We start from the raw sequence: 12,063 nt of genomic DNA on the forward strand, positions 1-12,063 counted from the left end.
ATGGCGACGGCCCGAAGCGCGGCCATCGTAGACGACGTCGAGATGAAGAAAGCACCCGTATGACAAGAGTGATCGAAGGCCAGGAACTCTGGCGCGCGTCGGAAGAACGGCGCACGCGCGTCCACACCACGCGCTTCCTGCACTGGCTCGCCGCCGAGCGAGGCAAGGAATTCGACGGCTATTTCGACCTCTGGCGCTGGTCGATCGAGGATGTGCCGGGCTTCTGGCGCGCGGTCTGGGATTACTTCGACATCATCCACGACGGCGAGATCGACGAAGTCATGACCAGCGACCCGATGCCACGTACGCGCTGGTTCACGGGCACGCGCCTCAACTACGCCGAGCACGTTCTACGGCATGAGGCGACCGGCGACCCAACGCGTCCGATGATCGCGCACCTGTCCGAAACCCGGCCAGAGACACGCAACCTGAGCTGGGCCGACGTTGGTCGCGACGTTCGCAAGATGGCCACGCGGCTGCGCGAGATGGGTGTGGAACCGGGCGACCGTATCGTCGCCTACATGCCCAATATACCCGAGACCTTCATCGCAATGCTGGCCACCACCGCGATCGGTGCCACATGGTCCTCCGCCGCGCCCGAGTTCGGCGCTCAGACCGTAATTGACCGGTTCGGCCAGATCGAACCCAAGCTGGTCTTCGCCGTGAACGGTTACCTTTACGGGGGAAAGGACTACGACCGCACGGATGAGCTGACCAATATCCTGGGTCAACTGCCCAAAGCCGAACGACTGGTGCTTCTGGACTATCTGCCTGATGCAGGCACTCCCGATTTCTCCGGCGAGACACTCGCTTGGGACAGTCTGCTGGACGGGCCGGAGGTATCGCGGGAGGCGTTCAACTATACGCGCGTGCCCTCGGACCATCCGCTGTGGGTTTTGTTTTCGTCCGGCACGACCGGCTTGCCGAAGCCTATCGTTCACGGCCACCACGGAATCGTGCTGGAACACCTCAAGTCCGGGGCGTTCCATCTCGATATGCACGAAGACGCCGTACAGTTCTGCTATTCCACCACCGGCTGGATGGTGTGGAACACGCTGATGATGGGGCCGCTGCTGAATGGGCACGTGACGCTCTATGACGGTCACCCGACTTATCCCGACGCCCGCGCACTCTGGCGTCTGATGGCGGACACGGGCGTGACGACCTTCGGCGTGTCACCCACTTTTATGCAGATGGTGCGTAACGAAGGTATCCGACCGGGTGAGGAGTTCGACATCGCTCCCCTTGAGACGATCCTTCTCACCGGCTCGCCTGTGACGCCCGAAATTCTTGCCTGGATTCACGAGGCGGTGAAACCGGACATTTACGCGACGACCCAATCCGGCGGGACGGAGGTCTGCTCAGGAATCCTCGCAGGCTCTCCCCTTCTCCCGGCACATGCGGGCGAGATTCAGGCGCCGGCGCTCGGATGCGACGCGGCGGCCTTCGATGAAAACGGCAAGGTAGCGGAGACCGGCGCCGTTGGCGAGTTGGTCATGCGTCAGCCGATGCCTTCCATGCCGCTGTTTCTGTGGGGCGACGACGGATTCAAACGATATGCCGACAGTTACTTCGATATGTACCCGGGCGTCTGGCGCCATGGCGACCGCGTGCGGTTCAACGAGCGCGGCGGCTCCTATGTGCTCGGACGCTCGGATGCCACGCTTAACCGCTTCGGCGTTCGCATCGGATCGGCCGAGATCTACCGCACCATCGAAGGGTTCGACGAGGTCGCCGACAGTCTGATCGTCTGTATCGAAGAGGCGGACGGCGGATACTACATGCCACTGTTCGTTCAGATGGCGCAGGGTGTCCGGCTGACCGGGGACATCGAAAAAGAAATCGTTCGACGCCTCCGCTCGGAGCGCTCGCCGCGTCATGTGCCCGACGTGATCGTCGAGGTGCCCGAGATTCCGACCACCCTCACGGGAAAGAAGATGGAGGTTCCGGTGCGCCGGATGCTTCTGGGCGAAAATCCGGAAAAAGTCGCCTCAAAGGATGCCACACGCAATCCCGCGGCGCTCGACTGGTTCGCGGAATTCGCTGCGAAGAGGCTAAGTAAAAGAGAGTGACGTCGCGCAATTACTGTGGCTGAAGTGCGCCAGCGTCTCGGCAGAGCTCAGGCGCCTACAGGTGTCGCAGGTTGTGGATGATCCGGTCCAGCCCGTCGATCAGGACGGTCACCTGATCGTCGGTCAAGCCGGCAGACATCCGCCGCTCACTTTCGAGTGCCGAGGCACTGAGGTCTGCGACGACACCTTCGCCCTTCGCGGTCAGGAACACGGCCTTGGCCCGCCGGTCTCCCTCGACATCGCGCCGTTCAACGATCCCTTCAGTCTCCATCCGGTCCAGGATCGGAACGAGACTGGAGCGCTGAAGGCCAACGGCCTCGGCAAGGCGGTTCTGCGGGGCGCCCGGATTGGTTTTGATAATCGACAGGAGGCCCAGAAACCGGGACGCTCCACCGTATCCGGGATGCTGTTTTTCGAAATGCCGGAATGACAGGATCTGAGCCATTCGAATGCGAAAGTTCAGCGACCGGTCGAGGTCATGACCAAGCGCCAGAAGCTCTTCGGGTTCAGTACCTTCGAACGGCGCGGCTTTCGGGGTTGATGTGCCCTGTTCGCTCATATGCCACCATCGTCGTCGGCGTTGAATTGATCGATGCCCAATTGATCGATGTCGAACCATTGGATAACATCCAATCCGGAACCCGTCCAGCGGCGCGGCGAGCGAGCACAGGGCGAACGGAGGAAGAGGACCGGGACATGACGACGGTAGAAGATACCCTGGCATGGTGGCGGCCGGACGCGAGCGGCCCCGAGATCCTCGATGTGACGCTGGGCGATATGCTGGACCAGCAGGCGATTGCTTTCGCTGACAGGACCGCCGTCACGGTGGATGAGAACGGTGGCGCAAAAAGCACCTCCTGGACCTACGCCGAGTTGAAGAAGCAGGCCGATATCGTTGGGCGCGGCCTCATGGGACTCGGGATTGAACGGGGCGACCATGTCGCAGTCATGGCGCAGAATTGCGCCGAGTGGATCCTTTTGGAATACGCGTTGGCCAAGACAGGCGCGGTGCTTGTGACGGTGAACCCGGCGCTTCTGCAAAACGAGGTCGACTACCTGCTGACTCAAAGCCGCGCGAAAGCGCTCGTCTTCTGTCCTCAGTTCCGCACAAACGACATCGCGGCTCATCTTGCAGGGCTGATGCCGGACCTCGCCACGACCGAGGGAGGACGGCGGACGGGCAACCGGACGCTTCCCGACCTCGAAACGCTGGTCGCCGTGGGCGAGCCTCCAGCCTTCGCCATGTCGTTCCGGGACCTTTGTGACCACGCCGACACGGTGTCACCCGACGCCCTCGCGGCCCGACAGGCCAAGGTGGCAAGCGCGGACATCGCTCAGATCCAATACACCTCGGGCACCACCGGCAAGCCCAAGGGCGCGATGCTCACACACCGCTCGACTGTCAACAACGCCCGCCTCGCCGGTGATCGGGGCGGGTTCGGGCCTGACGATGTCCTGCTCTCTGCAATGCCGCTTTTTCACACTGCCGGTTGCGTCTGCAACGTGATGGCGATGCTCGTGTCCGGCGGGCATCTCGTCACGATGGACGGCTTCGACGCGCGCCGCATGCTGGAACTGTGGGACGCCCATGAGCCGACGATCCTGAACGCAGTGCCCACCATGATGATCCGGATGATGGAGCACCCGGACTGGGACTCCTTCAACACCCATACCCTGCGCAAGACCTATACCGGCGGAACGAACATCCCGCCGAGCCTGCTGCGTACAATGAAGGAAAAGACCGGGGGCGACCCGCTTGTCCTGATGGGGATGACCGAATGCAGCCCGGTGATCACGCTGACCAACCCTGGCGACAGTTTCGAGGATCAGGTCAGCACGGCGGGGACGCCCCTTCCCCACACCGAAATCCGCATCGTGGACCCCGACACCGGCGCGGTCCGCGGCTGGGGGGAAAGCGGCGAATTGTGCATCCGGGGCTACAACACGATGGCGGGCTATTTCGACATGCCGGAAAAGACCGCCGAGACCATCGACGCGGACGGCTGGCTTCATTCGGGCGATCTCGCGGAACTGGCCCAAAGCGGGCACCTCAGGATCGTGGGACGGCTCAAGGATATGATCATCCGGGGCGGTGAGAACGTCTATCCCGTCGAGATCGAGGAGTGTTTGCTGGATCATCAGAGCGTGAGCGAAGCGCAGGTGGTTGGGGTACCGGACAAGCAACTGGACGAGGAAATCTGCGCCTTCGTGGTGCCTGTGCCCGGGGCGACGGTCGATCCGCAAGTGCTACAGGCCTTTTGCCGGGAGCGGATGGCGCGGCACAAGATGCCAAAGTATATCGTTGGGATCGATGCGCTCCCGATGACTGCGAATGGCAAGGTCCAGAAATTCGCTCTGCGCGATCAGGCGACGCAGGCCATCACGGACGGGTCGCTGACCCCAGTGCGCCGATGAACACGCCCTTCCTTTTCGAGCGTGATGGACACGTTGCCACGCTCACCTTCAACCGCCCGGAGCGGCGCAACGCGATGAGCCCGGAGGTAATATGCCGGCTGGCTGACGCGATGGCGGATATCGCCGAAGACGGGTCGATCCGCGCCGTGATCCTGACCGGCGCGGGGGACAAGGCTTTCTGCTCCGGCGGGGACCTCGAACTCTCCTTGCCCCTGCTGTCAGGTGCCCGCGCGCCGGAGACCGAGTGGGACCACCGGTTTCTTGACGACCCCAGCGTCCACGCGCGAACCGCCTTGCGGGGCTTCGAGATGAACAAGCCCATCGTGGCTGCAATCAACGGCCCGTGCATGGCCGGCGGAATGGAAATTCTGCTCGCGACGGACATCCGGTTGGCCGTGCCTTTCGCGACGTTCGCCCTGCCCGAGGCGGCCCGCGGCGTCATCCCCTTCGCGGGCGCACTCGCGCGCCTGCCGCGTCAGATTCCGTATACGGCAGCGATGGAGATGATGGTGGCGAATGTGCCTATGGACGCGGAGACCGCCCTGCGTCACGGCCTGATCAACCGGATCGTTCCGCCCGAAGACCTGCAAGCAGCAGCAAGGGGCATGGCGGAACGCATCGCTGCCAACGCTCCAGTCTCGGTCCGGCAGATCAAGAAGACCGTCGTCGAGTCGATAGGCCGACCTCTGGAGGAGGGCTTCGTGCTGGAAGATCGCGCGAAGGCCATCGTCATGGAAACCGATGACGCACGGGAGGGACCCCGCGCCTTCATGGAAAAGCGGGCGCCGGATTACAAAGGCTCCTGACGAGGCGTTGCCCGAGTGCTCAGAGGCCAAACAAGGCCGCAGCGGTCTTGCGATGTGGCGCGCCGCTCGCCTCGAGCAATGCCCGGCGACCGGCCATGTCCCCGATGTTGTGCGGGTAGTCCGACCCGAAAAGAATCCGGTCCGCGCCCACCGTCTCAATACACAGATCGAGGGCGCCTTTTGAATATACGACGCTGTCGAGATAGAGACGATCGAGGAAGGCCGAGGGTGGCTGCGCCGTTCCCGCCGCGCAGGCCGGGATACGATCGTGGCAGACATCCAGACGCCCGATCAGGAACGGAAGCGTCCCTCCGCCATGAGCGAGGATCATGCTCAGTTGCCTGTAGCGTTCGAAGAACCCGTCATAGAGCATCCGGCTGATGGCAAGCGTCGTGTCGAATACGAACCCGACCGGCGGCGACAGGTTATGGTCACCAAGGCCCAGCTCCTGCTCCCCCGGCGGCACGGACGGGTGCAGGAACACCGGCAGGCCTGCGGTATCAATGGCTTCCCAGATCGGCGCGTAGGCCGGGTCCGTCAGCGGCCGGCCGTCCACGGTCGCTACGGCGAACACACCGGACGCGCCAAGCGAAACGGCGCGAGACAGCTCCTCGACGGCACCGCTCGGGTCAGTCCAAGGCAGGGATGCGAACCAGCGCAGCCGGTCTGGATGCGCGGTGCGTGCCTCGGCAAACGCATCGTTCATCAAGCGGGCCGCAGTGCGGCTCAGATCGCCGTCCGCGAAGATCGCATTGGGCGAGGTGAGCGAGATCACGGCCACGTCGACGCCGGCGGCATCCATGTCTCGGATGCGCTGATCGAAGTCCCACATGGCCGGGAGAAGCGTGAAAAACGGCACCCCATCCTTGTCGATCACTTCACCGCCAGCCGGAAGCGTGCGGAACGTGTATTTCGGACCGCCATCACGTCTCAATAGATTCAGGTAGTCCTCGGTCACCATGTGCGTGTGAACATCAACGATCATCGGACAGCCTCCGGCACCCGCACCCCCCGCAGGCGGTCGATCAGTGCGGTTGGATCAGTTGGCACCTTGTTGCTCCGCCATGCGATGTGATTGTCAGGCCGGGCGAGAACCAGCGCCTTGCCATATGGCTCCGGCGCATCCGGCAGGTCGATCAACGTGATCGGAAGCCCCGCCGCGCGCGCCGCCGAGAGAAGCGACTCGACCTCTGACTCGGGGTCGGTGCAGATCAGCGCGAACCCTGTGCCTTGCACATCATAGAGCCATTGCTCGTCGTCGATACGCACATTCGGCAACCGCGCGCCCGGCACTGTCGAGGCCGTGAAATCTCCCATGCTGTAAGGCGGTGGTGTCCCGTCCCGCACGATCAGGGGCGAGGCCTCGTAGTAATAACCGAAGTTGAGACCGGCGCAGCAGTATTGCTGAACGTTCAGGTCATAAAGCGCTTTGCCCGCCTTTTCTCGTGCGGCCGCTCCTTCTGGTGTGTCGTCATCGATTTCCGGCGGCACGGCCTTGCGTTTGCGGGCCATTTCATGCGCGTGATTCATCGCGAAATGGGACACCTGCTCGGTAATCGGGAGCCGTTCGGCTTCGTGAGCGTCGAGCGCACTGGGGTCAGCCCAGCCGGCGAAGACACCGCCCATATGCATGGCGAGGTTGTGCGCGTCCGCTATCCCCGCGTTCATCCCGTAACCTGCATAGGGTACCCAGAGATGGGCCGCGTCTCCACAGATGAAGACGTTTCCCTCCCGCAGTTTGTCGACAACGAGTCGACGACCGAACCAGTCCTCGCGCGTCAGAATTTCATATGAAAAGTCGTCATCCACGCCGAGGATCTGCCGGATCGCCCAGTCACGATCCACGCTGTCGAAATCCGCTTCGTCCTCCTTCAGGTAATTGTGGATAAGCCAGGTGTCGCGCCCGTCGATGGAATAGACGACACCGGTGCGCACCGGATTGTAAGCGAACATCCCCCACGTCGGCGGCCCGTCCATCAAGTCGATGAGTCCGGGCGCACGGATATAGGTGGATTGCACGCGCTGGACCACCGCGTCCCCTTGCAGCTTCGCGCCGATCGCGCTGCGCACCTCCGAGCGGCCACCGTCGCAACCCACCATATAGCGCCCTGACGCGGAGAACGTCCGCCCGTCGTCGCGCTCTATGCTGACCGTGACGCCACCGCCAGTGTCGGTGAAGCCCGTGACTTTGGCTTCGTTCACGATCTCGATTCCGGGGCGTTCCAGTGCAGCTTCGAACAGCACCGGCTCAAGAAAAATCTGGTTGATCCGGTGCGGCGGTTCCGGCGTGGGCCAGTCCGTATCGGGCCCCGGATCGCCCCGCTCACGCCCGGCGCGCGACGGGATCGGGACGCAAGTGATCTCACGTCCCGTCACGGTCGTTCGGTAGCTCACGCTGTGGGGATAATCATCGGGCAGCCCCGTGGCCCGTATGCGGTCCGCGATGCCAAGGCCGCGAAAGATCTCCATCGAACGTGCCGAGACGTGATTGCACTTCACGTTCGGCGGCTCTCCGGCGCGGCGCTTCTCGATGATGAGTGAGCTCACCCCACGCCGGTCGAGTTCCATCGCCAGCGTCAGGCCCACCGGGCCTGCGCCGACGATGACGACATCTGCGGACAGATCCGTCATGAGATGCCAAAGACCTTGCGCGCGTTGTCCTCGTAGAAGGCCTTGAGCACCTCCGGCGAAACCGGCATCGCGTCGAGATAGGCGGTTTCCTCGACGACGTACTGCCACGGGTAGTCCATCGCGTACATCATCCGGTCAGCACCGATGACATCCTGCACATACATGATGGGCTTGGGATCGCCGACGCCCGAGGATGTGTAGTAGAAATTCTCACGCAGATAGTCCGAAGCCTTGCGTTTGAGCGGCTTGACCCCGGGATAGCGGTTGGACTGCGAAATGCGTGTGTGCATGAAGTCGATCCGGTAGAGCCAGAAGGGCAACGCTTCGCCGGTATGGCCGAGGACGATCTGAAGTTTCGGGAAACGGTCGAACAGACCGGAAACGATCAGGCGCAGGGCATGCAGCCCGGTTTCACAGGAAAAGCCATAGACCGCAGCGTCCAGACCGCGTGAAAGGAACGGCTCCAGCATCTGCGGTGACGGCGTATTGGGGTGCAGGTAGATCGGCACGCCAAGGCTTTCGGCGGCTTCGAAGAGCGCCCAGTACTTTTCGTCATCCATGTAGGTGCCAAGCGTGTGGGAGTTCAGGATGCCACCCTTGAGACCCAGCTTGGTCACGCCACGTTCGAGTTCTTTCGCCCCGCCCTCAGGGTCGAGCGGCGAAAAGGCCGCCAGACCGACGTAGCGGTCCGGGTTCTTGGCAATTCCTTCGGCAAGTTCGTCGTTGGCGCGGATCGACAGGCTGGTAGCGGTCGCCGGGTCGAAAATCTGAACGCCCGGCGAGGACAGCGAAAGGACCGCAATGTCGATGCCGGCACGGTCCATGTCGGCCAATCTCTCTTCGCCGAGTTCGACGATGCGACGGTTGTGGGCTTTGGCGATGTCGTTGTCGCCAGCAAAGAAGCCCCACAAAGCCTGAAAGCCGGGTTCGTTGATTTTCTTGTCACGCACTTCGGCCCGGTAAAGGTCGAGGATTTCCTGCGGAAGCCAGGCTTCCTCGGTGGCGATCCGTTTGTAGGGCGGGTTTGGGTTATGATCGGGCATCTGGCGCTCCGTTTTCTAGGGTTTCTCGGGAAAAGGTTGGTTGAGCCGCGGCGCGGCGGGACTGCCAGGCCAGCAGGAACAGCAGAGCAATGCCTGCGATGGCCGCGGCGATGGCAATGGGATGGGTCGGGTTCACGATGGCCGTGGCGCTGAACAGGAGCAGCCCGCCAAGGCTTGCGAAAAGCCGCAGGAAGCCGCCGCCGAACGCACTCTTTCGCGCCAGCACCTCGGCCAGAACATGCCCGCCCGCGTAGACCGTCGCGCAGGACACGGCGATCTGGAACCATGTACCTTCCATGATGAGCGCAGGGTTGAACGCGAAGACGAAGGGCAGGAGATAGGCCACAAACGCCAGCCGCACGCCCGTCACACCAGTCTGCCACATATCGCTCTTGGCGATCGAGGCGGCCGCGTAGCTCGCGATGGCGACAGGCGGCGTCAGCATCGACAGAAGGCCGAAATAGAGGATAAACAGATGCGCGGCGGTGATGTTGATCCCGTTCCGAACGAGCGCGGGGGCGAGCAGCACGGCGACGACCACATAAACGCCTGAGGTCGGCATTCCCACGCCCAGAACGATTGCGATCACTGCGGTCGTGGCGAGGAGCGGCAGCACCCCGCCGAGTTCCGCGATCTTGCCCAACGCAAGCGTCAGCGCGAAGCCCAGGCCGGTGACGTTGATCGTGCCGATGATGATACCGGCAATGGCGCAGACGAGCAGGATCGGGATCAGCGTTTCCCCTGCCCTCACAAGAATTCCGGGCAGCTCACGCAGGCCCGAGATCAGGCGCAGCCCGGTCGCGAGGTAAAGCGCGAGCGCCGCGCCCGAGGCGTAGAGCGCCGACTTGCCGGGCGCATACCCGAGCCAGAACAGGAAATAGATCAGCACGCCCAGCGGCAGGATGAGTGGGGTGCTGCCTTTCAGCGCAGCCCCGAGGCGCGGCAGGGACTCGCGGGGTTCACCATGCAGACCGTTCGCGGCGGCGTAGCTGTCCACCTGGCGGTAAAGCAGCAGGTAGTAGAAGGCAGCCGGCAGGAGCGCCGCAATCACCACGTCGGTGTAGGAAATCTGCAGGAATTCCGCGATGATGAAGGCGGTGGCACCCATGACCGGGGGGGCGATCTGTCCGCCGTTGGAGGCCACAGCCTCGATGGCCCCGGCGTGGCGTGCGGGCCAGCCGCTTTTCTTCATCATCGGGATGGTCACGACGCCCGTGGACATGACATTCGCCACGGTCGAGCCCGAAAGTGTGCCGAAAAGCGACGAGGCGAGGATGGCGACCTTGGCCGGGCCACCCCGGCGGTGGCCCATCGCCGCCATCGCCAGGTCGGTCATCGCAGCCGAGCCGCCCACTGCCGTGAGCACCGCCCCGAAGATTATGAAGCCGAGGATCTGCGTGGCTCCGACGCCGAGGACGAGGCCCGGCACACCGTTGGAGTCGTTGTAGACGTAAAGCAGGTAACGCGGAGGGGTGAGGTAAGCAGCCTCGAAGATCCCCGGCGCAAAGTGGCCGAAGAAGCCGTAGAGCATGAAGCCCACGCCCAGAAGGCTCAGGACCAGCCCGCAATGTCGCCGTGTCGCTTCGAACAAACCGAGGATGCCGACCACGGCGGGGACCCATTTTTCAGGTCCACGATTGACCGGGTCGAGCAGCCAGTCCTGGTAGTTGATCGCAAGCCACCACCAGCCGGCAAGCGCTGCGAGGCCGAAGACCAGGTCTGCAACCATGGGCACAGGGGGCTGCCGTTTGACCATCAATCCGGCCATGATCGTCAGGCCGAGGATCACCGCCAGGTATTGCTCGGTGATATAGACCTGCCCGATCATCTCGGGGAGGTTGAACGTCCAGGCGATGCCGAGCACGGGAAGGCTCGCGGCAAGGACAGCGGCAACGGCACGCATGTTGGGGCTCCGGGATGGGGCGTGCGCCGGGTATCCGGCGTCACCGAACATCGCCCGCGGGGCGACGGAGGTTGGTGGCCGGAAGCTCCCCGGCCACCACAATCAGCTCACTCGGAGAAGGTGGCTTCGCGTGTGTCGTTCGCGTCCGACCACATGCCCTTTTCCTTGAAAAAGGCGATGGCAGCCGGGTGATACGGCACGGTGTTGCTGGCATTGCCCATTGCATCCTGCGCCCCACCGCGCAGCGGCGGATAGTCTTCGCGCAGCTGCGGGAAAGCGTCGTAGAGTGCTGACAGGATCGCCGTCGCCTCTTCATCCGCCACCGCCGCACTTGTGGTCAGGAAGATGTCGTAGGCCGACACGACGACCGGTTCCGTGATCTCGGGCATGGCCGGGTTCGGACCGACCTCGAGCGGGTAGACACCCGGCAGGTTCTCGTCAAAGAACGCCTCGGTCGCGTTTTCGCCGGTCAGACTCAGGTACCTGATACCGCCGGGGATGCTGGCGTTAGCCTGCTGCGTAAGCGGAATACCGATAGCCGCCGCCGTTGCGTCGAGGTTGCCTTCGACCAGCGCGTCGAGCCCGGCTTTGAGGCCCGAGACCTCGACCGCTTCCACGTCCTCGATGGCAAGGCCGCCGGCCTGAATGGTCGCGCGGTTCACGGCGGACACACCCGTCAGCGCGGTCATGTCGACCACGGTGCGCTTGCCTGCGAGGTCTTTCACCTCGGTCATACCGTCATTGGCGCGCGTGACATAGGCTTGGCGCAGCGGCCAGAGGCGCGCGAGAACGCGCAGGTCCGTCAGCGCCTCGCCTGAAGTGTCGCCGCTGTACCAGCCACCTGCGTCGATGGCAGAGTTCAACCCGACCGTCACTTCGCCCGCCGAGATCAGCGGCAGGTAGACCGACGACCCGGTGAAAGGCTGCACTGTGACGGGCCGCTGGAGCGAGTCCTGAAGCGCGGCCGCGATACCGCTGCCGATTGTGTAGTAAAGCGAGCCCTGCGGATTGGTGCCGATCGTCACGCGGCCCTGGGCCGCGGCGTCATCGGCTGCAAAACCGGTCGCCGCCACGAAGGTCGCCGCAACGGCGAGCCCTTTTATCTTGGAAAACATGTCATTCCTCCCTGCACCCCCGCCGTCTTGTTTTTCGATGCGACGAGGTGTGTGGGAAAAGGCTAATATGAACCGCTT

9 protein-coding genes are annotated in these 12,063 nt (G+C 63.3%); 3 read left to right on the plus strand and 6 right to left on the minus strand.

The features are described from left to right. Positions 1-59 precede the first annotated feature (59 nt). Positions 60-2,072: an acetoacetate--CoA ligase gene (locus B2585_RS18060; protein WP_292025331.1), complete on the plus strand. Its 2,013-nt coding sequence runs from the start codon at positions 60-62 to the stop codon at positions 2,070-2,072. A 55-nt stretch (positions 2,073-2,127) separates the two neighbouring features. Here the strand turns inward: B2585_RS18060 and B2585_RS18065 are convergent, their stop codons facing one another. Continuing rightward, the gene (locus tag B2585_RS18065) at positions 2,128-2,631 is read right to left on the minus strand and encodes a MarR family winged helix-turn-helix transcriptional regulator (protein ID WP_292025332.1); all 504 of its coding nucleotides are present in this window, start codon (positions 2,629-2,631) and stop codon (positions 2,128-2,130) included. A 137-nt stretch (positions 2,632-2,768) separates the two neighbouring features. Here B2585_RS18065 and B2585_RS18070 point away from each other — a divergent pair, with 137 nt between their 5' ends. Both B2585_RS18070 and B2585_RS18075 read left to right on the plus strand, forming a co-directional pair. Then, positions 2,769-4,487, plus strand: coding sequence for an AMP-binding protein (locus tag B2585_RS18070; protein ID WP_292025333.1), 1,719 nt, complete (start codon positions 2,769-2,771; stop codon positions 4,485-4,487). Next, entirely contained in the window at positions 4,484-5,293 is an 810-nt protein-coding gene (locus B2585_RS18075) for an enoyl-CoA hydratase/isomerase family protein (RefSeq protein ID WP_292025334.1), read from the plus strand. Before B2585_RS18070 ends, B2585_RS18075 begins: the two co-directional genes overlap by 4 nt. Before the next feature lie 19 nt (positions 5,294-5,312). Here the strand turns inward: B2585_RS18075 and B2585_RS18080 are convergent, their stop codons facing one another. From B2585_RS18080 to B2585_RS18100, 5 genes are all read right to left on the minus strand, one after another. Further along, on the minus strand, positions 5,313-6,278 hold the full coding sequence (locus B2585_RS18080) for an amidohydrolase family protein (RefSeq protein ID WP_292025335.1): 966 nt from the start codon (positions 6,276-6,278) through the stop codon (positions 5,313-5,315). Beyond that, positions 6,275-7,924 carry an FAD-dependent oxidoreductase gene (locus B2585_RS18085; RefSeq protein ID WP_292025336.1) on the minus strand — a complete coding sequence of 550 codons (1,650 nt, stop codon included), beginning with the start codon at positions 7,922-7,924 and terminating at the stop codon, positions 6,275-6,277. Before B2585_RS18085 ends, B2585_RS18080 begins: the two co-directional genes overlap by 4 nt. After that, complete coding sequence (locus B2585_RS18090; RefSeq protein WP_292025337.1) at positions 7,921-8,967, minus strand: amidohydrolase family protein; 1,047 nt, start codon at positions 8,965-8,967, stop codon at positions 7,921-7,923. Before B2585_RS18090 ends, B2585_RS18085 begins: the two co-directional genes overlap by 4 nt. Beyond that, entirely contained in the window at positions 8,954-10,870 is a 1,917-nt protein-coding gene (locus B2585_RS18095; RefSeq protein ID WP_292025338.1) for a TRAP transporter permease, read from the minus strand. Before B2585_RS18095 ends, B2585_RS18090 begins: the two co-directional genes overlap by 14 nt. A 107-nt stretch (positions 10,871-10,977) precedes the next feature. Continuing rightward, on the minus strand, positions 10,978-11,985 hold the full coding sequence (locus B2585_RS18100) for a TAXI family TRAP transporter solute-binding subunit (protein ID WP_292025339.1): 1,008 nt from the start codon (positions 11,983-11,985) through the stop codon (positions 10,978-10,980). Between the last annotated feature and the right edge of the window lie 78 nt (positions 11,986-12,063).

The organism is Maritimibacter sp. UBA3975 (assembly GCF_002384975.1).
Lineage (GTDB): Bacteria > Pseudomonadota > Alphaproteobacteria > Rhodobacterales > Rhodobacteraceae > Maritimibacter.